This window comes from Gordonia otitidis (assembly GCF_020735545.1).
Lineage (GTDB): Bacteria > Actinomycetota > Actinomycetes > Mycobacteriales > Mycobacteriaceae > Gordonia > Gordonia otitidis.
Map to the genome: position 1 here is coordinate 2,221,564 of NZ_CP085974.1, position 25,571 is coordinate 2,247,134.

General features: G+C 61.4%; 27 protein-coding genes. 19 read left to right on the top strand and 8 right to left on the bottom strand.

The window, feature by feature from the left end; genetic code table 11:
• The first annotated feature begins 8 nt into the window (after nucleotides 1–8).
• Together LK459_RS10045 and LK459_RS10050 are read left to right on the top strand one after the other, a co-directional pair.
• A complete protein-coding gene (locus tag LK459_RS10045; protein WP_039855795.1) occupies nucleotides 9–980 on the top strand; it encodes an isopenicillin N synthase family dioxygenase in 972 nt (323 codons plus the stop codon).
• Between the two features lie 105 nt (nucleotides 981–1,085).
• Entirely contained in the window at nucleotides 1,086–1,493 is a 408-nt protein-coding gene (locus LK459_RS10050; RefSeq protein WP_005206417.1) for a VOC family protein, read from the top strand.
• A gap of 965 nt (nucleotides 1,494–2,458) precedes the next feature.
• Here LK459_RS10050 and LK459_RS10055 read toward each other — a convergent pair.
• Complete coding sequence (locus LK459_RS10055) at nucleotides 2,459–3,985, bottom strand: MFS transporter (protein WP_227923085.1); 1,527 nt, start codon at nucleotides 3,983–3,985, stop codon at nucleotides 2,459–2,461.
• Nucleotides 3,986–4,214: 229 nt separating this feature from the next.
• On the opposite strand from LK459_RS10055, the gene LK459_RS10060 reads away from it, so the two are divergent.
• Nucleotides 4,215–4,793, top strand: a complete 579-nt coding sequence (locus LK459_RS10060; RefSeq protein WP_227923086.1) for a TetR/AcrR family transcriptional regulator — start codon at nucleotides 4,215–4,217, stop codon at nucleotides 4,791–4,793.
• Here LK459_RS10060 and LK459_RS23280 read toward each other — a convergent pair.
• Together LK459_RS23280 and LK459_RS10065 are read right to left on the bottom strand one after the other, a co-directional pair.
• Nucleotides 4,759–5,058 carry a hypothetical protein gene (locus LK459_RS23280; protein WP_407648767.1) on the bottom strand — a complete coding sequence of 100 codons (300 nt, stop codon included), beginning with the start codon at nucleotides 5,056–5,058 and terminating at the stop codon, nucleotides 4,759–4,761. The genes LK459_RS10060 and LK459_RS23280 overlap by 35 nt on opposite strands.
• A gap of 166 nt (nucleotides 5,059–5,224) precedes the next feature.
• Entirely contained in the window at nucleotides 5,225–6,313 is a 1,089-nt protein-coding gene (locus LK459_RS10065) for a VOC family protein (RefSeq protein ID WP_227923088.1), read from the bottom strand.
• A gap of 222 nt (nucleotides 6,314–6,535) precedes the next feature.
• Here LK459_RS10065 and LK459_RS10070 point away from each other — a divergent pair, with 222 nt between their 5' ends.
• The 5 genes from LK459_RS10070 to LK459_RS10090 are packed head-to-tail and all read left to right on the top strand — an operon-like array spanning nucleotide 6,536 to nucleotide 11,134.
• Nucleotides 6,536–7,414 (top strand): acetaldehyde dehydrogenase (acetylating), encoded by an 879-nt coding sequence (locus tag LK459_RS10070; RefSeq protein ID WP_227923668.1) that lies wholly within the window; start codon nucleotides 6,536–6,538, stop codon nucleotides 7,412–7,414.
• The gene (gene dmpG, locus LK459_RS10075; RefSeq protein ID WP_227923090.1) at nucleotides 7,411–8,463 is read left to right on the top strand and encodes a 4-hydroxy-2-oxovalerate aldolase; all 1,053 of its coding nucleotides are present in this window, start codon (nucleotides 7,411–7,413) and stop codon (nucleotides 8,461–8,463) included. The genes LK459_RS10070 and dmpG overlap by 4 nt, the downstream gene beginning before the upstream one ends.
• Nucleotides 8,460–9,929 carry an aldehyde dehydrogenase gene (locus LK459_RS10080; RefSeq protein WP_227923092.1) on the top strand — a complete coding sequence of 490 codons (1,470 nt, stop codon included), beginning with the start codon at nucleotides 8,460–8,462 and terminating at the stop codon, nucleotides 9,927–9,929. Before dmpG ends, LK459_RS10080 begins: the two co-directional genes overlap by 4 nt.
• A gap of 4 nt (nucleotides 9,930–9,933) precedes the next feature.
• Nucleotides 9,934–10,686: an SDR family NAD(P)-dependent oxidoreductase gene (locus tag LK459_RS10085; protein WP_227923096.1), complete on the top strand. Its 753-nt coding sequence runs from the start codon at nucleotides 9,934–9,936 to the stop codon at nucleotides 10,684–10,686.
• 16 nt (nucleotides 10,687–10,702) lie between these two features.
• A complete protein-coding gene (locus LK459_RS10090) occupies nucleotides 10,703–11,134 on the top strand; it encodes a tautomerase family protein (RefSeq protein WP_227923097.1) in 432 nt (143 codons plus the stop codon).
• An 11-nt stretch (nucleotides 11,135–11,145) separates the two neighbouring features.
• Here the strand turns inward: LK459_RS10090 and LK459_RS10095 are convergent, their stop codons facing one another.
• From LK459_RS10095 to LK459_RS10105, 3 genes are all read right to left on the bottom strand, one after another.
• A complete protein-coding gene (locus LK459_RS10095; RefSeq protein ID WP_227923099.1) occupies nucleotides 11,146–11,784 on the bottom strand; it encodes a helix-turn-helix transcriptional regulator in 639 nt (212 codons plus the stop codon).
• A gap of 66 nt (nucleotides 11,785–11,850) precedes the next feature.
• Nucleotides 11,851–13,016 (bottom strand): IS3 family transposase gene (locus LK459_RS10100; RefSeq protein ID WP_085948641.1). Its coding sequence is split into 2 segments (ribosomal slippage): nucleotides 11,851–12,729 and nucleotides 12,732–13,016, totalling 1,164 coding nucleotides; the frame shifts between segments, so codons are not numbered across the junction.
• A gap of 51 nt (nucleotides 13,017–13,067) precedes the next feature.
• Complete coding sequence (locus LK459_RS10105; RefSeq protein ID WP_227923101.1) at nucleotides 13,068–13,412, bottom strand: cupin domain-containing protein; 345 nt, start codon at nucleotides 13,410–13,412, stop codon at nucleotides 13,068–13,070.
• A gap of 222 nt (nucleotides 13,413–13,634) precedes the next feature.
• Here LK459_RS10105 and LK459_RS10110 point away from each other — a divergent pair, with 222 nt between their 5' ends.
• From LK459_RS10110 to LK459_RS10120, 3 genes are read left to right on the top strand one after another with little or no spacing between them, the layout of a single operon-like run.
• A complete protein-coding gene (locus LK459_RS10110) occupies nucleotides 13,635–14,888 on the top strand; it encodes a cytochrome P450 (RefSeq protein WP_227923107.1) in 1,254 nt (417 codons plus the stop codon).
• A 34-nt stretch (nucleotides 14,889–14,922) separates the two neighbouring features.
• On the top strand, nucleotides 14,923–15,246 hold the full coding sequence (locus LK459_RS10115) for a 2Fe-2S iron-sulfur cluster-binding protein (protein WP_227923109.1): 324 nt from the start codon (nucleotides 14,923–14,925) through the stop codon (nucleotides 15,244–15,246).
• A complete protein-coding gene (locus LK459_RS10120) occupies nucleotides 15,243–16,496 on the top strand; it encodes an NAD(P)/FAD-dependent oxidoreductase (protein WP_227923111.1) in 1,254 nt (417 codons plus the stop codon). The genes LK459_RS10115 and LK459_RS10120 overlap by 4 nt, the downstream gene beginning before the upstream one ends.
• Here the strand turns inward: LK459_RS10120 and LK459_RS10125 are convergent.
• Nucleotides 16,469–17,464, bottom strand: coding sequence for an AraC-like ligand-binding domain-containing protein (locus tag LK459_RS10125; RefSeq protein ID WP_227923113.1), 996 nt, complete (start codon nucleotides 17,462–17,464; stop codon nucleotides 16,469–16,471). The two genes, LK459_RS10120 and LK459_RS10125, sit on opposite strands and share 28 nt — an antisense overlap.
• Before the next feature lie 125 nt (nucleotides 17,465–17,589).
• On the opposite strand from LK459_RS10125, the gene LK459_RS10130 reads away from it, so the two are divergent.
• The 4 genes from LK459_RS10130 (at nucleotide 17,590) to LK459_RS10145 (ending at nucleotide 21,168) form a co-directional block, all read left to right on the top strand.
• Nucleotides 17,590–18,819 carry a cytochrome P450 gene (locus LK459_RS10130; RefSeq protein WP_227923114.1) on the top strand — a complete coding sequence of 410 codons (1,230 nt, stop codon included), beginning with the start codon at nucleotides 17,590–17,592 and terminating at the stop codon, nucleotides 18,817–18,819.
• Nucleotides 18,820–18,862: 43 nt separating this feature from the next.
• The gene (locus tag LK459_RS10135) at nucleotides 18,863–19,876 is read left to right on the top strand and encodes an NADH:ubiquinone reductase (Na(+)-transporting) subunit F (protein WP_227923116.1); all 1,014 of its coding nucleotides are present in this window, start codon (nucleotides 18,863–18,865) and stop codon (nucleotides 19,874–19,876) included.
• A gap of 38 nt (nucleotides 19,877–19,914) precedes the next feature.
• Nucleotides 19,915–20,214 (top strand): EthD family reductase, encoded by a 300-nt coding sequence (locus LK459_RS10140; RefSeq protein ID WP_227923118.1) that lies wholly within the window; start codon nucleotides 19,915–19,917, stop codon nucleotides 20,212–20,214.
• Nucleotides 20,215–20,358: 144 nt separating this feature from the next.
• Complete coding sequence (locus LK459_RS10145) at nucleotides 20,359–21,168, top strand: IclR family transcriptional regulator (protein WP_227923120.1); 810 nt, start codon at nucleotides 20,359–20,361, stop codon at nucleotides 21,166–21,168.
• Between the two features lie 3 nt (nucleotides 21,169–21,171).
• Here LK459_RS10145 and LK459_RS10150 read toward each other — a convergent pair whose 3' ends face one another.
• Complete coding sequence (locus tag LK459_RS10150; RefSeq protein ID WP_227923130.1) at nucleotides 21,172–21,927, bottom strand: IclR family transcriptional regulator; 756 nt, start codon at nucleotides 21,925–21,927, stop codon at nucleotides 21,172–21,174.
• A 136-nt stretch (nucleotides 21,928–22,063) separates the two neighbouring features.
• Between LK459_RS10150 and LK459_RS10155 the strand changes: the two genes are divergently transcribed.
• The 4 genes from LK459_RS10155 to LK459_RS10170 all read left to right on the top strand — a co-directional run bounded on the left by LK459_RS10155 (nucleotide 22,064) and on the right by LK459_RS10170 (nucleotide 25,234).
• Nucleotides 22,064–22,855, top strand: coding sequence for a 2-keto-4-pentenoate hydratase (locus tag LK459_RS10155; RefSeq protein ID WP_227923132.1), 792 nt, complete (start codon nucleotides 22,064–22,066; stop codon nucleotides 22,853–22,855).
• Nucleotides 22,852–23,652 carry a 2-keto-4-pentenoate hydratase gene (locus tag LK459_RS10160; protein ID WP_227923134.1) on the top strand — a complete coding sequence of 267 codons (801 nt, stop codon included), beginning with the start codon at nucleotides 22,852–22,854 and terminating at the stop codon, nucleotides 23,650–23,652. Before LK459_RS10155 ends, LK459_RS10160 begins: the two co-directional genes overlap by 4 nt.
• 3 nt (nucleotides 23,653–23,655) lie before the next feature.
• Complete coding sequence (locus tag LK459_RS10165) at nucleotides 23,656–23,859, top strand: tautomerase family protein (RefSeq protein ID WP_227923135.1); 204 nt, start codon at nucleotides 23,656–23,658, stop codon at nucleotides 23,857–23,859.
• Nucleotides 23,860–24,043: 184 nt separating this feature from the next.
• Nucleotides 24,044–25,234 carry an acyl-CoA dehydrogenase family protein gene (locus tag LK459_RS10170; protein ID WP_407648793.1) on the top strand — a complete coding sequence of 397 codons (1,191 nt, stop codon included), beginning with the start codon at nucleotides 24,044–24,046 and terminating at the stop codon, nucleotides 25,232–25,234.
• The last annotated feature ends 337 nt before the right edge of the window (nucleotides 25,235–25,571 follow it).

The window sequence follows — 25,571 nt, forward strand, 5'->3', positions numbered from 1 at the left end:
ACCTCCACATGAACGCACCGCTCATACCACTCGTTGATCTGAATTCCTGGCAAACCGGTGACGCCGAGACTCGGCGCTCGGTCGCCGCAGAGGTCGACCAGGCGCTCCAGCAGTCCGGATTCTTGCTCCTGGCCAATCACGGAGTCGCACCCACGCTGGGAACCGAGCTGCGTGCTGCTGCCAAAAAGTTCTTCGCCCTTCCGGCCTCAGTAAAAGCGCAGTATGAGACTTCAGTCGGCGGCCGCGGGTGGCTGCCGAGTGGCAAGGAAGCCAATTCCTTCGACGGCGAGGACTCGGACTCCAACAAGCCCGACATGAAAGAGAGTTACACCATCGGGCGCGATTACCTTACTGGTGACCCCGCCCTCGACAAGTATTGGTTCCGGCCCAACGTGTGGCCAACGGAAGTCCCCGAACTCCAACAGTGCGCTACCCGCTACATGACTGAAATGTACCGACTGTACGACGACCTGCTTCGCATCTGCGGTGAAGCGCTCGACCTTGGTGCAGAGTGGTTCATCGAACGCACCTCCAGTGGAACCCGAACCCTCAACATCAACCGCTACCCCTCGCTTGAGGAGGCCGGTGCGCCGAAGGAAGGGCAGTTCCGCGTCGGCCCACACACTGACTGGAGCATTTTCACCCTCCTCGACCGCCAAGTAGGCTACGGCGGCTTCCAAGTCGAGAGCAATGGAGAGTGGTTCGACGCGCCCTTTGTCGAAGGAGCACTCGTGATCAACATCGGTGACCTAATGGCCCGCTGGACGGGCGACCGCTGGCGCTCGACCCGCCATCGGGTCTTGCCGCCACAAGACCAAGCACCAAAGGAAGAACTCATCTCGCTGATCCAGTTCTGCGACGCCAACGTTGACGCCGTCGTAGAGCCGATGCCCGCACCCGTCGGAGTCAACACAGACCTGCCCGCGATCGAGGCCGGCGAGTATCTCCGTCGGCGTGCTCAAGCCGCGACGGTCAGCTGATCAAGTACCCACTGCTCTCTATACCCGACCGAATCTCGCCTTCGTTCAGGTCAAACCGCTTGTGCGCGGCCGCCAACGCGGGAGCGCCCGTCAGCTAGGAGACTCATGACTACACAGAACATATCCCTGTCTTTTGTCAGCATCATCTGCAGCGACTTCATCTCGCAAGCATCGTTCTATGGGACCGTATTTTCTCTGCCAGAAATCGAAGAACTCGCGTCAGAGCACTTTCGAGCGTTGCGCGTAGGCGGCACTACTCTTGGGTTTCACACTCCGGGGGCACTCGAACTTCTCAGTCTGCCTCCGGAGACGATCATCGGTGACAGCTCGGCCTCATTCTGGACGTTTGAAACCGCTGACGAAGCGGCAGTGGACACGCTCGTAGCTGACGCGTTGACCGCTGGTGCCACGCTAGTCAAAGCACCGTATCTGACCTACTACGGTGCGCGGCAGGCAGTTCTGCGTGATCCAGAAGGAAACGTGTTTCGGATCAATAGGAGCGGTGTCCAATAGTTCCGGTGCGAGCCGAGGGGTTAAAGGGGGTAGGAATGCCGAAAAGGCGTTGTTCGGTCAGTCCCAACTCGTGCATCGCGTCGGGTTGAAATGTTAGCCAAGTCCCCGATCGAATGTATACGACGAATTTATCGTCGGCGTGGAATAGCTGACGCACCCAAAGCCAACGAGCCCCGGTAAATCGTTATAAAAAAGGTTTTCGCCGAGCTCGCCACCGAGAATTATCGCAACAAGCTGATCAAGGCTTGCGACTGGCAAGCGTCGCACTGCATTTCAGATTGCGAGCACTCCGCCACCGAGAACGGTCGTCGAGCGGGGATTGTGTTTTCGCATGCCGTCTAAGTCGCTGCTGTCGCCAGACACTATGAGAGTGGATAGCACAGGCATCATTCCCGTCGTGCGTCCGAAGTTGCTCTGACCGAAACGTCCCGCGAACTGGATCGGGGCTGCACCGCCGTACAGTGGTCGCTGCCCGGTGCCTGTTGGAACGGACCTGGACAAACGTGGATTCTGACAGAATTAGCTGGAAAATCTCGCTGACATAACTTGGAAAATACCTGGTCAAAAGACGGAGAGTTGAAACGATTAAATGGAACCTACAGATCTCGCATAGAACTGCAAAATCTCGACTTGAGCTTCATGCGATTTCAGATTTGAAGCTGGGTGTTGCAGGAGTTAACTGCTGTTGTTATGGCTTGGGATTGCTTGGCGGTTGGCCTACTGGTCTTGCGGCTATTGCGCTAGATTCCGTCACTGTGACGGCGATGTATCTGGCTGCACGTGAGATCAGGCAAAAGGTACGGCCAGCGTCAGATGGGTCTGCTGATCACCCAGGCGCGAAAGCGCGAGGACCTCCAGTTGAATACGAGCACGGCTTGTCCGTATTCAACTGGAGGCCTTCGCTGGGGCGATTTGCGACTGTCGCTTACAGCAGAGTGGATCGTTCGATTGCGTCCTTGCAAGTCTCAGGCGTGGTCATGAATCTCGTCGCGATGCAACGCCTTCGATGCCGACTCTGCCTCCTCGAAGTTCTGGCCGCGACGGGTAGTGATCGTCGTTGTCTGCTCTGTTGTCATCGGGTCAGTGTCGCTATGGGCCGCATCGCGATTGCGTGGGATGGCGGCGGCGATGAGTAGGGCGATGAGTGAGACTGCGGCGCCGATGATGAGTGCGGTGTGGAATCCTGTTTCGGATGCCATGGTGTGGCCGCCGAAGTTGATGGTCATTTGTGCGAGGACGGCTCCGATGACTGCGGCGCCGATTGATGTGCCGAGTGAACGCATGAGGGTGTTGAATCCGTTGGCGGCGGCGGTTTCTGACAGTGGTACTGATCCCATGATGAGTGCGGGCATTGCGCCGTAGGCGAGTCCGACGCCGCTGTTCATGATCATGAGCGAGATCATGATGCCCCAGGTGCTGGCTGAGAGGGGCAGTGAGAGAAGGTAGCCGGCGGCTAGGACTGTGGCGCCGCACATGAGGGTGATCTTGGGGCCGCGTGCGTCGGTGAGTTTTCCGCCGAGGGGGGAGATGAGCATCATCATCAGGCCGCCGGGCAGCATCCATAGGCCTGCGGCGAGCATTGATTGGCCGAGCCCGTATCCGGTTGCCTGGGGTAGTTGGAGGAGTTGGGGGAAGACCAGCATGCTCGAGTACATGCCGACGCCGACGAAGATGGATGCGATGTTGGTTGTCAGCACGCGCGGTTTGGCGGTGGTGCGTAGGTCGATGAGTGGATGGCGGGTGCGTAGTTCCCAGGCGCCCCAGGCCAGCAACGCGATGATGGCGCCGCCGAAGAGTCCGATGACGGCCCCGGAGGTCCATCCCCAGTCGGCGCCCTTGGAGACTGCGAGTAGCAAGGCGACCAGTCCGGCGCCGAGGAGTACTGCGCCGGGAGCGTCGAAGCCTTGGCCGCGGCTTGCGGGCGCGACGTCGGGGATGAGTGTCCACACCAAGACCGCGATGACTACTGCGAGTACGGCTGAACCCCAGAAGAGCACGCGCCAGTTGGCGTATTCGGCGACTGCTGCGGCCAGGGGGAGGCCGAGTCCGCCGCCGATACCCATGGATGCGCTGACCAGGGCGATCGAGGAGCTGAGTTTTTCCCGCGGAACCGCGTCGCGCAGTAGTGCGATACCCAGTGGCACCATGCCCATGCCCATGCCTTGGAGCCCTCGACCGATGATCATGGGCCACACCGAGGTCGACAGTGCACAGACGACGGAGCCGGCGAACAGTGGCACGGTTAGGGCGAGTAGGACGCGCCTTTTTCCGAGTAGATCTCCGAGGCGTCCGGTCACCGGGACACAGACCGCGGCGACGAGCAGTGTCACGGTGATCAACCAGTTCGAATTCGACGGCGTCGTGTGCAGGATCGAGGGCAGTTGGGGAAGTAGCGGCGTGACCAGGGTTTGCATGATCGCCGCGACGGTGCCCGCGAAGGCCAAGGTGGCCACGACTCCCGCGGAACGGGTGTCTGATCGAGGCATGTTCATGACTACGTACTCCTTGCTGTGAAGTCTGAGAGGTCGATGGTCGAAGTGACCGGGGGTGAGGTGCGGCCCCTGACCTAAGTAAACGTACGATTACTTAGCAAGGGTACGTCGGAGCTGTAGGCTAAGTCAACGACTGATTACTCGGTGTGTGGTTCGCGGCGCGCAGGCCCGCACCGGTGGCTGGCGTCATCGGTCCAGCCACGACGAATCGCTGATCAGGAGATGAGAGATGTCCGAGTCTGAGGCTGTGGTGCCGCGGCGGCGTGATGCTGCTGCGACGCGTGTGTCGCTGGTGGATGCCACGCGAGAGTTGCTTGCTGACCAGGGTGCGTCGGTCACGAGCCGGGATATCGCTGCCAAAGCGGGGGTCAACCAGGCGTTGATCAACCGATACTTCGGTTCGAAGGAGAACCTGTTTGTCGAGGCGGTTCGTAGGCACACGTCTCCGGCGACTGAGATGGTGGCCACTGTGCCTTTGGAGGCGTTGTCCGATGCAATACTGCGTGAGGTGTTGGCTGCCAGTGGGCCAGACGGGGCGATGACCGGTCACCTCGTGGGCGTGGTCGATAGTGAGACGGTCAACGAGGTCATCCGCGAGGCGATCGAGGACACGTTCACCACGACGCTGGGTGATCGGCTCGACGGTCCGGATGCTGCGTTGCGCGCAGAACTGGTTAACGCTCTGGTGATCGGTGTGAGCATCCTGCGCAATCGCATAGGTACTCGCGAACTGGCGACGGCCAGCATCGACGACATCGCCCGCTACGTGCGACTCATGATCGCGGCGATACTCGAGAATCCCGCATAGAGTCACGGCCTTGTATGGCCACGCCTACTTCGGCGAGCGCGAATCGGATACGAGCTGCCTTCTGGCTCGTCCGGAGCTCTCGGAGAATCGACGTTTCGTTCTCGGTGAGTGGTATCTCGATGATCTCTTGGAGTCCCTCGCCCGAGGCGGCCGAAAACGCCAGCGAAATGCCGTCGAGACCATACTCGCCGTCGATTCGGACCACTACCGGTAGAACACTTCGGTCGTCGCCAACAATGGACTTGACCATTGTGGCGGCAGCCATAGCCGGCGCATAGGAAACGTCCACTTGTGACAAGGCCTCACAGCTCTTGGGGCGTATCGAGCCACGGGAGTGGCTATGTCGATACGCCCCAACAGCTGATCGGGCGGTGTCTGGTTCATGCTGGCGAACTCGCAACTACCTGCACGGGTCCGGCCAGCGTCCGAGATCAAACAGGCGAACCCGCTACTGCACGGGAGTGATCGATCTCTTCGGGGATGTTCGCCTCAGCGCTTTCGACCGCCGGGGGCTGCTCACCTGGACCGAAGTGCGCGAACTGTTCGATGTGTTGATCGAGGGAGAGCGGGCTCGGGGTGCCATAAGTGAAATAGGTTTCCCAGGGGAGTTTGGCTCCGCCGACGGCCAGTCCGGTGTCGATCTCAGCCATGTTCCAGGTCTTGGTCTGCGCGTCTGGGTCCATGTGGAGGTAGCCGGCCTCGCCGAACAGTTCGATACGGTTGCCACCTGGTTCGAACACGTAGAGGAACTGGCCCTGGGTGATGCCGTGGGTGTCAGGGCCAGCTTCGATCTGAATGTCATACTCGCGGAACATTTCCGCGGCGTCGGTATTGTGCTGGCCGGTTCCGTAGTAGAACGCGAGATGGTGCAGCTTGCCTCGCCCGCCAGTCATATCCCGCATGCACGCCACCTCGTGGCCGAGCAAGTTGGAGCTCATCCAGGCGCCGATCTCCACGTCGCCGTCAACGACACGTTCGGTGGTGCGAAAACCGAGGTGGCGTTCGAACTCGTTCTTCACTGGCGTGACGTCGGAAGCCATGAGGTTAAGGTGATCTATCCGCTTGACCGGGATGCCTTGCAGGGGCTTCTTCGAGGGGCGGGTAAGAATCTTGCTCTGCAGTTCTGTCGGGGCGACGTACTTCTCGGCTTCCCACAGCAGAGCGAAGTTGTGTCCGTCTGCTGTCGTGTACGACAGCGTTTTACCGTAGCCGAATTCATCCTCGTGCCAAGCGCTCTCGACGTTGGCGTCCTTAAGCGATGCTGCGCGCCGTTCGAGTGCTTCCGGGGAACTGGTGCGTAAGGCGGCGTGGCCCATACCGGGTTGATGGGACTCGGTGATTTTGAGGCTCCATTGGTAAGGGTCCTCGTAGCCGCGTAGGAAGACCGACTGCCCCTCACGCTTGGTGACATACATGCCGAGAAAGCGCGTGAAAAAGTCTTCGGTTTCCTGCGGCTTCGGGCTGAAGAGTTCACACCGTGCCAGGTGTGCGATATCGAAACGGGCGGGGTTCTCGCTCATCGGTTCTCCTGTGGTAAATCGTAGTGCCCCCTGGCGGCGGGCGGTCCATCGTGTGGATGGTGACAAGAATGGCGCCCATTGTGACCGTGGTCACGCGCGTTCGGCATTGTCGAACAGAGACCTTCCCAGGGGGCTGCGCGTCCGGGTACGTCGGCGATCGGCCCCTTGGCACTGCCAAATGCCTACGGTCTTGGCTATCGCCAGCGAGTGGAGGAGAACTATATGAGTCAGTTGGTGGCCGCGATCGTTGGATCGGGCAACATCGGTACAGATCTGATGTACAAGCTGCTGCGTTCGGACAATATCGAACCGAAGTACATGATCGGGATTGACCCGCAGAGCGAAGGCATTGCACGTGCCCGCGAGGCAGGACTGGAGACATCTGCTGAAGGCGCAGAGTGGCTTCTGGCTCAGTCGGAACTACCTGATCTCGTGTTCGAGGCCACCTCGGCCAAGATTCACGCCGCAGCCGCACCGCGGTATGCCGAAGCGGGTATCACAGCTATCGACCTCACGCCTGCATCTGTTGGCCCGTATGTGGTTCCTGCGGTCAACCTGACCGAGCATCTCACGGCACCGAACGTGAACATGGTGAGTTGCGCGGGGCAGGCGACCATTCCGATTCTGTACGCGATCAACCAGGCCGCCGACGCAACGTACGGCGAGATTGTCGCCGCGATTGCGTCCAAAAGTGCTGGACCGGGCACCCGGCAAAACCTCAGTGAGTTCAGTGAAAAGACCGGGCGTGCCCTGGCGCAGGTGGCCGGCGCAGACCGAGCGAAAGCGATCTCCGTAATCAACCCGGCCGAGCCGCCGATGAACATGCGCGACACCGTCTACGCGAAGGTGCGCAACCCGGATGCCGCTGCGATCGAACGCGCAGTCGTCGACATGGTCTCCGAAGTCCAGAAGTATGTGCCCGGCTACACCCTCAAACTCGTCGACATCGACGGCGACCTCGTCACCGTGATGCTCGAAGTCGTCGGCGCAGGCGACTACCTCCCAACTTATGCCGGCAACCTTGACATCATCACTGCTGCCGCCGTTCGCGTCGCTGACGTCATGGCACAGCAGAATCTCGTGACAGGAGCAGCACAGTGAACGCCAATGCAACCACGTCAGAACGCAAGGTCACTCTTGTCGACACCACCCTCCGCGACGGGATGTCGAGCGTCTCGCACCAGTTCACCACAGACAACGTCGCCGCCATCGCCGCCGGCCTCGACAAGGCGGGTATCTCCACAATCGAGGTTGCGCACGGCATCGGTCTTGGCGCGTCGTCGATTCAGTACGGATTTGCCGCGGCCACCGATCCCGACTATGTACGGACAGCCGTCGGTGCTGTACAGAATGCCGACATCGCCGTGCTCTATGTGCCAGGTATCGCCACGTTGAACGAGCTGCAGGGCGCCATCGACGCCGGTATCAAGACGGTCCGCGTGGCGGTGCACTGCACTGAGGCCGACTGCGGCCAGCAACCCATTGAGTGGGCAAAAGACAAGGGACTCAACGTGATGACGTTCCTGATGATGAGCCATAAACTCGAGCCTGAGGCGCTGGCTGAGCAGGCGGTCAAGCTCGACTCCTACGGCGCCGACGTAGTCTACGTTGTCGACTCCGCGGGGGCCTTGGTGCCCGAACAGGCGGGTGCTCGCGTCAAAGCACTCCGATCGGCGATCTCCGCCGACATCGGGTTTCACGCCCACAACAACCTCGGCGTCGGGATCGCGAACGCGCTCACGGCCGCCGAGAACGGCGCCACTTTCATCGACGGTTCATTGCGTGGCCTCGGCGCTAGCGCCGGAAACGCGCAGACCGAGGTGTTGGCTGCCGCGTTCGAGCGTGCCGGCTGGGACACCGGGGTTGATCTGTTCCCACTCATCGACACCGCCGAGCACGTCGTGGCGCCACTGATGAAAGAGCCGCAGATCGTCGACGAGACAGCGTTGGTTCTCGGCTATGCGGGTGTGTATTCGACGTTCTTCCACCCCACCAAGCGCGCGGCCAAGAAGTTCGGGATCTCAACTCGGGAAATCCTTCTCGAACTCGGCCGGCGGGGTGTGATCGGCGGACAGGAAGACATGATAATCGACGTCGCATCCGAACTCGCCGGACGTACGTACGAAACCCCAGAGGTGGCAACGGTATGACCCAGACAGACGCGCCGCTGGAAATCCGGCATCTGGTCGGTGACAACTGGCAGACAGCCTCCGACGGAGCGACATTTCAGTCTCGCGACCCGCATGACGGCACCTTGCTCGCGAACGTCGCGCGCGGCACCGCCGCTGATGGTAGCGCCGCCATCGCTGCCGCACGACAAGCCTTCGACGAGGGACCATGGCCGAGCATGTCTCCGAAGGAACGCGCGTCGATCCTGCACGCAGTCGCTGATGCCGTCGACGATCATCGAGAAGAGCTGGCGCAGTTGGAAACCCGCGATGGTGGCAAGACCATCACGCAGTCGCTGCATGCCGAGATCCCGCGGGTAGCGCACAATCTCAGGTTCTTCGCCGACTATGTATCGATGGCCGCCAATGAGGCGTACCCGGATGGCGACCTGCTCTCCTATGTGCTCTACCCGCCCGCTGGGGTGGTGTCGGCGATCAGTCCATGGAATGCCCCGCTGATGCTCGCCACCTGGAAGATCGCTCCGGCTTTGGCTTTTGGCAACACGGCTGTCCTGAAACCGGCGCCGCAGACACCGCTGACGGCCAACCGCTTCGCAGAGATCGCACTGGAGGCCGGTCTTCCGCCGGGAGTACTCAACGTGGTGCACGGCTTCGGCGGCGAGGCTGTTGCCGGTCCGTTGACGTCTGACCCGAGGGTTGACCGCATCACCTTCACCGGGTCCAGCGCCACCGGTGTCAAAATCCTGCAGGCAGCAGCGGTCAACCACACGCCGGTGTCCGCCGAGATGGGCGGAAAATCCGCGAATATAGTGTTCGCCGACGCAGATCTCGATGTTGCGGTACCGATGTCGATTCGCGCGATATTTGGCGGCAACGGTCAGGTGTGCTTATCCGGGTCACGCTTGCTGGTGCAGAACTCGATCCGCGATGAGTTCCTTGAGCGGTTCTCGGAGGAAGCACGCAAGCTCGCAATCGGTGATCCGAAGGATCCAGCGACGTTCATGGGTCCGTTGATCGAGCAGCGACATCTCGAGAAGGTCTCCGGCTACGTCGAATTGGCACAGGAAGAAGGCGGCAAGGTCATCACCGGGGGTGAACGTCTCACCGACGATACGCACGCGGGTGGCTTCTACTTCCCGCCGACGGTCATCACCGGCCTGACCAACGATTCCCGCACCGCGCGTGAGGAGATCTTTGGTCCGGTCGAGACCGTACTCGGGTTCGATACGGAGGAGGAGGCGCTGCGGATCACCAACGATTCACCGTACGGCCTCGCCGGAATTTTGTTCACCCAGAACCTCGATCGCGCTCACCGGCTCGCTGCTCGATGGAAAGCTGGCACGGTGTGGATCAATACCTTCTTCGAGCGAGATCTGAGACTGCCGTTTGGCGGGGAGGGCATCAGCGGCCTCGGACGTGAAGGCGGGCAGTATTCCCGCGACTTCTTCACCGAACCACGCGCGGTGACGATTCGCCTACGGGGCTGATCGGATGACCGCGGACGAAATGTGCGTGGTGGTCGGTGCCACGGGTGCCATGGGAGCGGTTATCACCGGGCGACTCGCCGCCCGGGGGTACCGCGTCCTTGCAGTCGCTCGGTCCGCGGATGAGCTGGAAAAACTTGCTGCGGACAATGATCGAATTGTCGGCTGTCCGGCGGATATCGGCCGCGACGAAGCCGTCGTCCAGATCTCTGAGCGCTTGGAGGGGCCCGTCCGGCTTGCTGTGTTCGCAGCCGGACTTCCGGTCAAAGGGTCGGCGGACAGTATCGCGCCATCCGCGCTGGCGACGGCAGCCAACGTCAAGGTTGCCGGCCCGGTCCGGCTGCTACACGCAGTGCGCGATCACTTCATCGAGGGCTCGCGCTTTGTTTCGATCGCGGGCTCGCTCGGATTGGAACCCGGACCGCTCGACGCCGGACCTGGCACCGCCAACGCGGCCCTGCTCAACCTGATGCATCAGATCAGCGAACTGTACGGACCGCGAGGTGTCACGGTGCACACCATTGCACCGGGTCCGATCGATACTCCGCGCCTACGCAAGTTCGTGGACACTGAATCTGCAGAGACCGGACGGCCACGGAGCGAGATCTGGGACCGCTACCACAACAAAACATCTCTGGGGCGACTTCCCACGCTTGATGAGATCGGGTGGCTCGTGGAGATATTGCTCGAGCCCGCCGCGGCGGTGCTGCACGGAAGTGTGTTGAACGCCGATGGCGGCACACGGCACGGGATCAGTTGACAGAAGGAAGTTTCCAATGCCAGTCGCGCACTTTCACGTGCCGCAGGGGATCGCCGACGACCACCAGAAGCGCTCGCTGCTGATTCAATCCAGCAAGTCCTATTCGGCGATTCTGCAGTCACCCATTGAACGGGTACGAACCTTCTTCGTGGAGTACGATCCGAAATCGGTTGCGGCTGCCGGTGAAATAGTTGCCGAAAGTGGCTTATCTGCGACATATTTCACGGCAATCGTACTTGCGGGACGTCCGGTTGCGCAGCGACGAGAATTGCTGGCCGCATTCACTGATCTCCTCGTCGACATCCTTGAGGTCGAGCGCACTCTGGTCCGTGGGCAGATCATTGAAGTATCGCCGGAGAACTGGGGAATAGCGGGCATTCCTGCAAGTGCAATGCGCTCAGCAGAGATTTCAGAACGTGAAGCGCGAGCAAACTCGAATTATCCGTAGTACAGGACTTTTCAAGAATCAGACGATCGAAGATCGTGAGACGGACTCACCCCGAACTCGGATCGGTAGTCGCCGGCAAACCGGCCGACGTGGGTGAAGCCCCACCGTCTAGCTATCTCGGTGACGGAACTGTCGTGGGGATCAGCACCGTGTAGATCGACCCGCACGCGGTGCAGGCGGATTGACTTCAAGTGGCGCATCGGGGTCACGCCCAAGGCTTTCTGGAAGCTGATCTGCAGTGTCCGGACACTGACTCTGACAGCGCCTGCAATGCACGCAACAGTCAGCGGATCGCTCGCGTTCGCCTGCATGTAATCGATGGCGAGTTGCACGACACGTGGGAGTGGCGGGGTCGGTTCGTCGAGCATGCTCCGGTAGTCATGACTAGTTGCGAGCAACAGTCCGGACGTAAGTACTTCGGCCATCGGCTGCGCCACCATGGGTTCGAGCGCCAGCATGTCAGTCGCATCGAACTGTCGACATACATTATTGACAAGCGTGAGCCACTGACGCCCGTACGCGGAGTCGAGGTCGAGGTCGAGGTCGAACACGATTGGATCGTGGATCTCGACGCCCAGCTGCGCTGCCAGTTGCGCCTCGACGGCGTGACGTTGGAACTTGATCGCGAGGACTGGCGCGCAGCCGTGCACGCCCCAGCCCCGGAGCCGCGTTCGCTGGTCGCAAGGGCCTGGTGCACGGATAGGTGACAGGGTTAGTCACGCGGCCTGAGGGGCCTCGTGGTTGATGATGGTCTCGAATTCAATGGGGGTCAATCTGCCGAGGCGGTCCTGTCGTCTGCGGCGGTGGTAGGTCCGTTCGATCCAGTGCACGATGGCGGCCCGGAGCTCGTCTCTGGTGGCCCAGGATCGACGGTCGAGGACGTTGTTCTGTAGCAGCGAGAAGAAGCTCTCCATCGCCGCGTTGTCACCACACGCACCGACCCTGCCCATCGACCCGAGCATGCCGTGCCGGGTGATGGCCTTCTGCATCTTCTTCGAACGAAATTGAGACCCTCTATCGCTGTGCAGAACGCAGCCGGCCACGTCCCCTCGCCTGGCGACAGCGCTGTTCAGGGCGGCCACGGCCAGGCGGGACTTCATTCTCGAGTCGATCGAGTACCCGACGATCCGGCCCGAGTAGACGTCCTTGATCGCGCACAGGTACAGCTTGCCCTCGGCCGTCCAGTGCTCGGTGATGTCGGTCAGCCACAGCTCGTTGGGGCCGGGCGCGGTGAAGTCTCTCTTGACGAGATCGTCGTGTACAGGCGGGCCGGCCTTGCGGTGCTTGCCGCGGCCTCTCTTGCTGATGGTGCTGGTCCAGCCGCCGGCGGAGCAGATCCGCCACGCCGTCCGCCGGCACATCTTCTCGCCTGCGGCTTCGGCCTCGTCGGCGAGGTAGCGGTAGCCGAACTCCGGGTCTTCGCGGTGGGCGTCGAACAGGGCGTTGGCCCGGTACGCCTCGGCGAGCTCGGCGTCGGTGATCGGGTTCTTGCGCCACCGGTAGTAGGGCTGGCGAGCGATCTTGAGTACCCGACACGCCACCGTGACGGGGATGCCGTCAGCGGCCAGCTCACTCACGAGCGGGTACCACCTTTTCCCGGCAGATTCGCTTGGGACAGGTACGCCGCCGCCCGGCGTAAGACCTCGTTCTCCTGTTCAAGCAGGCGCACACGCCGCTTGGCCTCGCGCAGCTCACGCGATTCGGCCGACGTGGTGCCGGGCTTGATCCCGGCCTCCACGTCGGCCTTGCGGATCCACTTGTTCAGGGTCATCGGGTGGATACCGAAGTCGGCAGCGATCTGTTCGAGAGTCACACCGTCTTCACGGTTCTGGGCGACGCGGACAACGTCGTCGCGGAACTCCTGGGGATAGGGCTTGGGCACAGCTGGCATCCTTCCAGGCCGCCCGGCAGGGCAAGCCAGATCAGATGTCACCTACTCGTGCACCAGCCCCCAACGGTAGACGGCGCCTTGGTGCGGGGTCGCAACTGTATGGGCCGTGCCGCACCTTGTCTCAAGGTCGCCCATTATTGGAATGTTGACCTGATAGGCATCGCCTAACTCACTAGTTACTATCTCGACTTCACTTGAGTACTCAAGGCGCCCTATGGTCACTGGACCAATCGATGCAGCGGACAAGCTCATTGAAAATGACGCCTCATCTCCAATTACGTGAAGCTCATGTGGATAGAACAGATCGGCGCCCATGTGGCGCGCTTCCTCAATATCCGACGATGCAACGGAAATAGTCTTTTTTTCGCGAATGGGTTCTGAGCTCATGACCACTGATGTCTTTCTCCCCGCTTGCGCGTCACTGAACGACGCGAGGGCTGCGTCAATTGGATCGAACGGTGCGCTTTGCGGATGTCTCCCGTGTGATCCGAATCATACGCTGGCTAGCGAGCAATCCTCATCACGTTCCGATTCTTCGCGGAGGTACCAATGACTGTCGATCATGCGAGTGAAAAGTTGTTAAGTCCTACCGGATGCCCGGTTTCGGGGATGGCCGCAGCTTTCGACCCATTCAGGGGCACCTACCAGATAGACCCGTCGTCGTCGTTGCGCAACGCACGCGCAGAAGAGCCGGTGTTCTACAGCCCACTCCTCGATTACTGGGTGGTCACGCGCTATGACGACATCAAGCACATCTTCAAGAATCCGGGAGTGTTCTCGCCGCGGATCACTCTCGATCAGATCACACCGATCAGCGACGAGGCACTTCAGATTCTTGGCAGGTACCAATTCGCGCCCGGTCCGACCATCGTCAACGAGGACGAGCCGATTCACACACAACGCCGCCGACTTCTGATGCAGCCGTTCGAGGCCGATAGCGTCGCGGTGTTGGAATCGAAAATTCGAGAGGTGGTCAACACCTACCTGGACCGCATCGTCGAGAGCGGCAAAGCCGACCTGGTGGGGGACCTCCTCTATGAGGTGCCGTGCATCGTGGCATTGATCTTCCTTGGGGTACCCGACGAGGACATCGAGACCTGTCGCCATTTCGGTATGCAGCAGACATTGTTCACCTGGGGACATCCAGATGGTGACGAGCAGATCCGGGTTGCCACGGGGATGGGGAAGTTCTGGGAGTTTGCCGGCGGTCTCGTCCAGAAACTCAAGGCCGATCCGACAGCACGGGGCTGGATTCCTCATGCGATCGAGATGCAGCGACAGCACCCCGACCTGTTTGACGACAACTACCTGCAGAACATCATGATGAGCGGGGTGGTGGCAGCCCATGAGACCACCACTAACGCGACCGGCAACGCGTTTCGCACCCTCCTGGAGAACCGTCATGCGTGGGAAGAGATCTGCGCAGACCAGACGCTGATCCCGAAGGCGATCGAAGAGTGCTTGCGGTATAGCGGGTCGGTGGTTGCGTGGCGGCGGATGGCGGTCGAGGACACCACGGTTGGAGATGTCGAGATACCCGCAGGCGGGCGCCTGCTGATCGTGACCGCGTCGGCCAATCGCGACGACGAGGTGTTCGCCGAGCCCGATGAGTTCGACATTCATCGCGCTAATGCACGTCGGCACTTGACCTTTGGTATCGGCTCCCACACCTGTTTGGGTGCCACCCTTGCGAGGCTGGAGATGAAAGTCTTCCTCGAAGAGGTCACCCGTCGCCTGCCCCATATTCGATTGGTCGAGGGTCAGCAGTTCAGCTACTTGCCCAACACCTCTTTCCGCGGGCCGGAGCACGTTCTCGTGGAGTGGAATCCCGCCGACAGTCCGGTCGGCGACGACCGTCAATAGCCAGAATCTTCGATCAGCTCAAGGGAGTTCATCCATGCCAAGTATCACCTATATCCACTGCGACGGAACCAAACAGCAGCTCGAGATTCCGGCGGGAAAGCGCGTCATGCAGGCCGCCGTCGCCAACGGGATCGACGGGATCGTGGCTGAATGTGGCGGCCAGGCCATGTGCGCCACCTGTCACGTCTATGTCGACGATCCATGGGTCGACAAGTTCACACCGATCTCTGATGAAGAAGAAGAGATGCTCGAGGAGACCGTGAGCGAACGCACGGCCACCAGCCGACTTTCGTGCCAGCTCGTGGTCACCGACGATGTGGACGGCCTTGTCGTTCGACTACCCGAGGCACAAGTATGAACACGGAACGTGTCATTGTCATCGGCGGTGGCCAGGCCGGTTTCGAGGCGGTAACACGACTGCGCGCCAACGGTTTCGCGGGACGCGTCACCCTCGTCAGCGACGAGTGCGAGGCGCCGTATCAACGCCCACCGCTGTCAAAAGCGTACTTACATGAGCACGACAACGATGCCCTTGCACTTCGTCCGTCGAGCTTCTACGCAACCAACGACATCGGATTGGAATGCGGACGGGCTGTTACCGCCATCGATCGTCGTCGGCAACTCATCGAACTGTCTGACGGCGCCACCATGGCCTACGATCACCTTATTCTCGCCACCGGCGCCCGCAATCGACCGCTACCGACACCCGGAGCGAGTACGGCAGGCGTTCACTATCTGCGTACCGCCGCAGAAGCAAGCGAGCTGGTGGGTGCACTCCGCAGCTGCACGTCGCTCGTCGTGATAGGGGCGGGCTTCATCGGACTGGAAGTGGCGGCTGCGGCACGCAAGAAGCACATCGGTGTGACGGTCATCGAAGCGTTGGATCGTCCTATGGCTCGGGCCCTTTCGAAACCAATGTCGGAGTATTTCGCAAACGAACATCTACGTCACGGTGTCGATCTGAGACTCAACACTTCAGTCTCCGACATCCTTGCCATTGACGGCCGCGCGAGCGGGGTCCGCACATCCGATGGCGAGATCGTGCCAGCAGACGTCGTCGTCGTCGGCATCGGGGTGCTACCCAACTCCGAACTCGCCGATCGCGCAGGATTACCGACACACAACGGCATCATCGTCGATCGGCATCTGCGGACTCCTGATCCGCATATCTGGGCTATCGGTGACTGCGCGGCTTTCCCGCTCCAAGATTCCGACGAGCTGGTGCGACTGGAATCAGTGCAGAACGCCGTTGATCAAGCACGTTGTGTTGCTGCGCAACTCACTGGCGTGCGCAAGCCGTACTGCGAGGTTCCGTGGTTTTGGTCCGAGCAATACGAGTCGAAGCTCCAGATGGTCGGTTTGATGGCGGCGAGCGACACCCACGTTGTGCGCGGATCGCTCGCCGAACGCTCGTTCTCGGTCTTCGGATTCAGGTCAGGCCAACTCGTGGGAGCGGAGTCTGTGAACATGGCCCGCGACCACATGGCCGCCCGAAAGATGCTCGGTTGCGCGATGCCCCTGACACCTGAGCAGGCCGCAGACCCCACGTACGACCTGAAGGCGGCTGTCAAGGAGTTCAGTCAACGCGAAGCACTCGCGCGGAACTGACTTGGGCTACTGCCACAGTGGCGACTGAATGCGCGGCTGAAGTGTGAGGCGTCGCGGAAGCCGAGTTGCCGACCGATCTCAGACGCACCGAGCTCAGTCTGTCGCAGTAGGTTCTTGGCTCGATCAATTCGCCTGCCGTACAACCACGCTCGAGGGGTCGTCCCCGACGAACTGAACAGCTTGTGGATATACCGCACCGACATACCGAGTTCCGCACCGACCTCGGCAACCGTCCGATCAGGATCGGACATGTCACGAATCATCACCGACTGGACCCGATGGAGGTCATCGACATGCACGCGCTCTGTGAGCGTCAGCCCTCCCGCCTGCTGGTTGACGGCGGCCGACACCACGTCCAGGACCGCGGAGGACACCGCGTTCAGCGAGGAGACGTGCAGCTCGTCGTCGTGCATAGCGACATCCACCAGGAGGTTCGAGGCCAGGCGACCGACGCCCGACTCGGCCGAAATTGTGTGTGCCACAAGCATGTCAGTCGGAACGCCGACGCGCGTCGCGAACAGAGCGCGTGGGGAGCGAAGCACAACCTGCTCGAACTCGGTCAGCCCACTCACCACGAACGGGCGAGAAGAATCGACGAGACCGAACGAACCGTGCGCCAGGACTGCGGTCCGGGAGTCCTGCGAGATCGTTGCCGAGCCCTTCGCGATCAGACACAGGATGTAGTCGTCGCCGGGATCAGATTTGATCATCGCTGGTGTTCGGACGACGGTGTGCGGGTCCGCACGGACCACACTCACCGACAGATCGCCCACCGACCACGCTCGGATGTCGGCGGCGAACGACGTCTCCGTAGAGGGCCAGTCGACCGACATCTCGCAATAGGTCGAGTCCAAGGTCTCCGCCCAGACGGCTCGCCCTTCGGTCGAGGCCAACTCCCGAGTACTGAGCGCCACCGTGCTGTTCGTCGCTGTGCACTCCGGATCAAGAAACCGTGCATTCTCGGTCATTCTCTCCCGCCACCTCCGGCCATAGTGTCCCAAATCACAGTGATCGTGCGCAGCCTGTAGCGACATTGCCGAACAACCCCATCCCATCAACAGACCCCATCCGACCATCCCGACGGAGGACAACCATGACCACCACCCAGCAATCCCTCACCCCGAAGTGGATCGAGGACGTGACGATGGCCGAACTCGAGGCTGACCCGCGACCGACCTACGAACGTCTCCGTCGCGAAGCGCCTGTCGCCTTCTTTCCGCAGCTCGGACTACATATCGTGTCGACCCGAGAACTTTGTATGGAGATCGCGAAGGACTCTGCGAACTGGCCCGCGGTAATTTCTCCTGCCGGTGGCCGCACTTTCGGGCACGGCGCCATTCTCAACACCAACGGTCCCGAGCACCGCGACTTGCGGGACATGGTGGAGCCCCATCTACAGCCTTCTGAGGTGGATAAGTACATCGACCCGCTGGTGCGGCCATTTGCCCGCGAGTGTCTCGCCGCCATCGAAGACGCCGGGTCGGCAGATATCGTCGCCGAATACTGCGAGCCGGTCAGCGTCCGAGCTCTAGGTGACCTGTTGGGGCTCGACGACGTGTCCACGGACAAGCTGCGCGAATGGTTCCACAAGCTCAGCGTGTCGTTCACCAACGCGGACATGACTCCCGACGGCGAGTTTGCCAACCCCGACGGCTTTCTCCCCGGCGACGAGGCTAAAGCCGAGATCATCGCGCACGTCGATCCGAAGATCGACCACTGGATCGAACATCCCGATCACACCGCGATCTCACACTGGCTGCACGATGGAATGCCGGAAGGCAAGACCCGCGACCGAGATGTCATCTACCCGAATCTCTATGTCTTCTTGCTTGGCGCGATGCAGGAACCGGGTCACGCAATGGCCACCACGCTTGCGGGTTTGTTCAGTCGCCCCGAACAGCTTGAACGGGTCATCGACGATCCCGCCCTCATTCCGCGCGCCGTCAGCGAGGGCATGCGGTGGGTGGCACCTATCTGGTCGGCGGCGGTCAAGGTTGCGACGAGTGAGGTCACCGTCGGCGGGGTCACCCTACCCGAGGGCTCGCTGGTGATGCTGTCCTATGGTTCGGCCAACAACGACGAAAACGCCTACGCCGCGCCCACGACGTACGACCTGGACCGACCGGTGATCCCGAACATGACTTTCGGTGGTGGTGTCCACGCGTGCGCAGGAACCTACTTCGCCAGCGCTGTGGTCCGAATCGCCCTCGAAGAGCTCTTCGAAACCATTCCGAACATCGAACGCGACACGACACGCGACGTCGACTTCTGGGGCTGGGGCTTCCGCGGCCCCAAGGAACTCCACGTCACCTGGGAGGTGTGAGGTGACTGCGACGGTCCCCGAACCCGATCTCGAGGAACAAACCATGGAACAGTCACACCAGGTGACGATCGCCGGCCAGGACGAATCACTGACGGTGACCGAGGATCAACCGATCCTGGATGCCGCTCTACGCGCGAACGCGTGGATTCCGCATTCGTGTACTCAGGGCACCTGCGGCACCTGCAAGCTCAAGGTTCTCTGTGGAGAGATCGACCATCGCGCCTCGCCCGAATACACCTTGACCGCCGAAGAACGTGAGAACGGGATGGCGTTGGCCTGTATGGCAAGTCCACGGTCAAACCTTACGGTCGAACCGATCGGGGCGGTCGACGACGGGGTGCCGCACCATCCGCTCAAGGACTACTCGGGCACCGTCATCAGCCTCGACGACATTGCCGCCAATACGCGTCGCCTGGTGGTGGAACTGGACTCGGACATGACGTTCAACGCCGGGCAGTACTGCGAGTTGGTGGTGCCGGGTACCTCAATCGGCAGGCAGTATTCCATGGCCAACCCGCCTGGCGAACCCCGGCATCTCGAGTTTCATATCAAACTCACTCCCGGCGGATTGGCCACCGAGGGCTGGATCTTCACCTCGCTGTCCGTCGGCGATCCAATCGGGTTACGCGGTCCGCTGGGCCAGTTCAATCTGGTTGCCGAACAGGCTGAACCGGCGATCCTCATCGGGGGAGGCACCGGGCTGGCGCCGTTGAAATCGATTGTCCGCCATGGCCTTGAACACCGACTTTTGCCAGAGATCTTCCTCTACCACGGTGGACGGCGTCGGGAGGACCTCTACGACGGAGACTACTTCGCCGAGTTGGCACAGAGTCACAGCAACTTTCACTATCGACCCGCACTGAGCGAAGAGAACTGGGACGGCGCCACTGGCCTAGTGACCGACGTCGTGCTGGACGACTTCGCGTCATGCAAGGGCATGAGCGCGTATCTCTGCGGACCTCCGCCCATGATCGCAGCGTCGGTGAAGGCGCTGAAGCGACGCCGGATGGCGCCTCGCCTGATCTTTCGCGAAGAGTTCACACCCGCAACGCGATAGCCAGAACAATCCACCCCAACCTGAACGGAGCATCAACCATGTACCACATCACCATCATCTACAACCAACCAACTGACACCGCGGCGTTCGACGACTACTACTCGACCAAGCATGTACCGCTGGTTGATGCCATCTCCGGCGTCGACGCTTTCAGCTTCGACAAGTGCGAATCCCTCGACGGCAACCCCCCTGCCGCGTATGCGCTCGCCCGACTGACCTTCGAATCCAAAGACACTGCCCTGCAGGCGCTGTCCTCACCCGCGGGCCAGACAGCGGCTGGCGATGTCGCCAACTTCGCCACCGGCGGCGCCATGATGCTCTTCAGCGGCGACTCGTGATCCTCCTTCTACATAGGCGCTGCGGGTGAATGGCGGGACTCTTACACCTGTACCGGTCAGCGGCACACGTCGTTGGACAGTCCGCCAGAACAAGCACATAGTGGCAGCCGATTCGCGCTCCACAGAACCTGAGAAAGGTTGGTCATGGCCGCACTGCAGACGGTCCAGAAGATCGGTCCGGTTTTGGATCTCTTCACGGTTGCGCGCCCCGAATGGGGTGTCTCGGAGGTGGCGGCCGAGGTCGGTGTGCCTCGGTCCAGTGCTCACGCGCTGCTCGCTTCTCTTGTCGACATCGGACTGCTGCAGTGTCGTGCTCGTGGTCGATACCGGATCGGCTGGCGGGTGGTTGAACTGAACCAGACACTGCAGGGCAGTGTCGACGTGAGAACCTGCGCCGCACCAATCCTGCAGGCCCTGTCGCAAAAGTTTGGCGAGACAACTCACCTGGCGGTAATGGAGCGCTACCGCGTGATGTATGTGGACAAGGTTCTGGGGAATCACGTGATCAACGTGACCGGCGCCCGCATCGGGGCACACCTCGACGCGCATTGCAGCGCCGTCGGAAAGGTGCTTCTGGCGCAGTGCCATCCAGAGGAGGTCGACCGCAATGTCACCAATCAGCCCTTGCGACGTCTCACCCCGTCGACCATCAGCAATCCTGCTGCGCTGCATCGCGAATTGAAATCGGTGCTTCGCCAGGGCTGTGCCTTCGACAACGGCGAGGCGGTAGCCGAAGTGCACTGCGTGGCCGCTCCCATCCGCGACGACATGGGCGTCGTGGTGGCCGCGATGTCGATCACCGCACCGGCGAGTCGCTTTGTTCCGGCGCAGCAGGAGTTCCGGCACGCGGTAATTGCTGCGGCAGCTGAGGCGTCGCGGGCCCTGAGTGTCGCGTTGCCAGTGACAGTCCCGACCGGACTCGACAACCCGACTTTGCACGTGATCGCGGGTTGAGGCTCAATGACCGGTGAATTGACGCGACAAGCTCAGGGCCGCTGTTCGCACCGCGGTCGCCGACTGCTCGAGGTTGATGCGGTTGTGCCATCCCGATACCGAGATACCGGCGACGACCTGGCCATCGCTGCCCACCACTGGGCTGGCAACACAGACGACACCGGACCTCGACTCTTCGAGGTCGTAGCTGACACCCCGCACGCGGATACGTTCGAGTTCGGCGGTGAACAACACGGGATTCGTGATGGTGCGTTCGCTGAGACGTTGCAGGCCGCCAGAAATGACTTGCTCGACGACGTTTGCGGGCGAAAACGCCAGGATCGCTTTTCCGATCCCAGTGCCGTGCGCGGGCCAGCGCCCGCCGGCCCGGGTGGGCAGCGGTGGCGCGGTCGAGCTCCGCAACACATCCAGGTACAACACCGACGTGCCATCGAGCACGGCCAGATGCACGGAATGTCCGGTGGCCTCCAACAGGTCGTGCATGAACGGAGCCGCAGCGTCGCGAAGATCGCGACGTCGCGGCACTCGCTGTCCGAGTTCGAAGAGGTGCAGGCCCAGTCGGTACCGCGTGCCAGTGCGTTCCAGCAAACCGTTCTCAACCAACTCGACCGCGATGCGTTGAACACTCGACTTGGAGATCCCTGTATGTCGGGCGATGGCCGACACGCCGATTCCGAGTTCGGCTGCGGCGACAGCTTCGAGCACACGTACGGCACGCGAGATCGAACCAGGCTGTGCGGCATGCAGATTCGCAGACATATGGATCCGGTCTCCACTACGGCGATCGTTGGCACATTCTTCGTGCACGGTTATTCATCGTGCCGCATGGTGACCAGGTTAGGCAATGCGCGGCAGACGAGTTCTGCGGTGCCCGAACAGAAAGAATGTGCGGCTCATGGTCGATGAAGTGCAAGAAGCAGCCGAGGCCCTTCTCGGTGTCTACCGGTCGATGGAACCCATCGACCCGATCACACCACGATTCGCCGACGCGCCGCTGTCCATGGCGTACGAGATCGCGCTCGCGCAGGTGCAGGATTGGGAGAAGAGCGGGGACACCGTCAAGGGGCACAAAGTCGGCCTCGCATCCCGCGCGATCCAGCGTCAGATGGGGGTCGACCAACCCGATTTCGGCCATCTGACCGCGACTATGTTCCACCCCGAGCACGCTCCGATCGCGGCGGACACCTTCATTCAGCCGCGGATCGAGCCGGAGATTGCGTTCGTACTCGGCAAGCCACTGACGGGGCCGGGCGTCACGGTCGCCGACGCCATCTCCGCCGTCGATTTCGTGCTCCCGTGCCTGGAAATAGTCGATTCCCGGATTCGAGACTGGAATATCGGCATCTTCGACACCATTGCCGACAACGCCTCGTCTGGCGGGGTGCTCCTCGGCAGTCGGCCAGCGAGTTTGTCCGACGTCGATGTGCGGCTGACCGGCTGTAACCTGCACGTCAATGGCCAGCTGATTGCCACCGGCGGGGGTGGTGCCGTTCTGGGTTCACCAATTAATGCCCTCGTGTGGCTGGCCAATACGGTTGGACCGCTCGGCGTCACACTGGAAGCAGGCCATGTGGTGCTGCCCGGCTCGATGACCAAGGCTGTACCGATCAGGCCGGGCGACACGATCGTTGCGACCATCGGCGGTTTGGGCAGTGTCACCGCGATCATGGAAGAGGACAACCGATGAGCAACGGCAACATCGACGACGAATGGAACCCGGCGCGGGTCGCCGAAATCCTGCTGACCGCGGAACGGTCCCATACCGCACGGACCTCCATTCAGGACGAGTGGCCCGGGCTGACCCTCGACGTCGCCTACGCCGCGCAGGACATCGCGTTGGCCGACCGGAAGTCCCGGGGTGAAGTGGTGACAGGGGTGAAACTAGGCCTCACCTCACGCGCGAAACAGCAGCAGATGGGGGTCAACGAGCCATCAGTCGCCTGGCTGACCGATGCGATGGCACTTCCCGCCGGTTTACCCATACCGCGCGATCGCCTCATCCATCCGCGCGCCGAGCCCGAGATCGCGTTTGTCCTCGGCAAGCCACTTTCAGGACCGGGAGTGACTGCCGCCCAAGCGTTATCTGCGGTCGACTATGTCGTCGGTGCCATCGAGATCATCGACAGCCGCTACGCGGGATTCAGGTTCACACTGGCCGACGCCGTAGCTGACAACAACTCGTCCGGGGTCTATCTGACCGGGCCGGTCACCCGAAGCATCGCCGACGTCGACTTATCCATGGAAGCATGTCTGATGGAGGTCGACGGGGACATTGTTGACAGTGCTACCGGTTCCGCGGTGCTGGGTCACCCTGCGGAGGCGCTGGCTTTTGCCGCCAACACCTTTGGCGCCCGCGGCGTGTCCTTGCAACCAGGCTGGGTGGTGTTGACCGGCGGAATGACCGACGCGATAACCGTCGAACCAGGAAGTCGTGTCGCGGCACACTTCACCTCACTCGGCTCCGTGACAGTAGCAGGAGGCTGACCCATGCCGTTCATCGATGTCACTGTCGCGCAAGGTCGTTCGCCCGAGGAGATCCGTGCGCTCATGCATGAGCTCACGGAGGCAACCCACCGAGCGATAGGTGCGCCGATCGCGAACATCCGGGTTTGTGTGCGGGAAGTGCCAAAAACACACTGGTCAGCTGGTGATGCCACCGTCGCCGAACGAGAGTCGGGCGCCTCCAGATGATCGAACAACACGGGGCGTCAGCCGCCGAATCGTCGGAATAGCCGATCCTTGGTTGGTCCGCATCGTGATTGCGCGTACACCCAAGTTATCTGTCAAAACAATTTGGGAGCACCCGATGACCTCGACGATCACGACCACACCCGACGCGCATCGGGCGGCGGAGCCGCCGCGGCTAGCGGACACGATGTATCACGACCTCCTGTCGCCGCCGGAGATCACGAACGTCCGGGCACGTGTGCGCGCAACCGCACAAGCGTCGATTGCACCTTTGGCACAGCGGATCTCTCGCGGTGACGAGCGACTAGACGGATTCCCACGTGACGCGTTCGATGCACTGGCTGGCGACGGGATCTTCCGGATTCCTTTCGCGGGAGACGTGGGCGGCGACGGATTGCGTCATCCCGCCACTGCCACCGCAGTCGCAGTGGAGGAACTCGCCTACTACTCTAACAGCGTCGCAGCGATTTTCGATGTGCATTGCATCCTTGCCGGCAACGCGATCAATCAGGGCACTCCTGAGCAACGGCAGCGATGGTTGGCGCCGCTGGTGAGCGGAGAAATAGTCGGATCGTTCGCCACCAGTGAACCCGCAGCGTCCAGTGACCTGTCTCCAGCCGCGGTCGCGACGATGGCTGAGCGACGCGGAGACGCGTGGGTCCTCAACGGCCGCAAACGCTGGATCACCAACTCGGTGATCGCCGCCTTCGTGGTGGTGCTCGCCCGTACCGGAGAACGGTTGAGTACCTTCATCGTTCCCACTGAAACACCAGGGGTGACTATCGGAGTGCCGGACCGCAAACTCGGCAACAACGGACAGATTACGGCCGACGTGATTCTCGACGGCGTCGAGCTCGACGGTGGCGCGCTACTGGGAGAGGAAGGCGGAGGTCTGAAGGTTGCGCTGCAGACCCTCACCTACGGCCGAATTGGTATAGCTGCGGCTGGTGTCGGAATGGCGCAGGCGGCGTTTGATCACACCGCCGCGCAGCTAAGTCGCCGACAAGCGTTTGGTGAGCCACTGGCTGCAAAGCAACATTGGCAGTTCCTGATGGCCGACCGCGCGACCGAGATCGCCATCGCCCGGGATCTGTATCTCAAAGCGGCACTGCGTCTAGATTCCGGCATAGCTTTTCCCGAACCGGAGGCTGCGATGGCGAAGCTGCGCGGCACCGAAATTTCGGTGCAAATGGCTCGTGACGCCATCCAGGCGTTCGGAGGATTCGGCTTTACCCGCGAGCTAGGCGACGACGACTCGTCGAGCCCCGTTGAGGCGATCTACCGAGACTCCAAGATCGGCGAGATCTACGAAGGTGCGAATGAGATTCAGCGATGGGTGCTGGCGCGGCAGATCTTCGGCCGTGAAATCACCGGCTGATATTTCGTGCCGGATCAGGCGAACACTGTCGGCACTGTGCATCTTCGCACTGCTGGCCCTTCTGTAGCGACTTCTTGCCCTCAAACGCGCCTCGGTCGAGGTTTTGCGAACCAGTGCGGTTATGGACGTCATGGCGGGTGGCAAGGCCACATGATGTCCATAACCTGGTGACTCCGGCGTAATCGCGGTCATGACCTACTAGTGGGGCAGACTTGTTGGCATTCTGCGCCGTAGATGGATGGGTGCCAACTCGTCCAAGCCAGACCGACCTACGCCGGGCGGAGGCATGAGCAGCTCGTCGCCGGGAGGTGGGTGGCCGATATGTATCTGGACACGG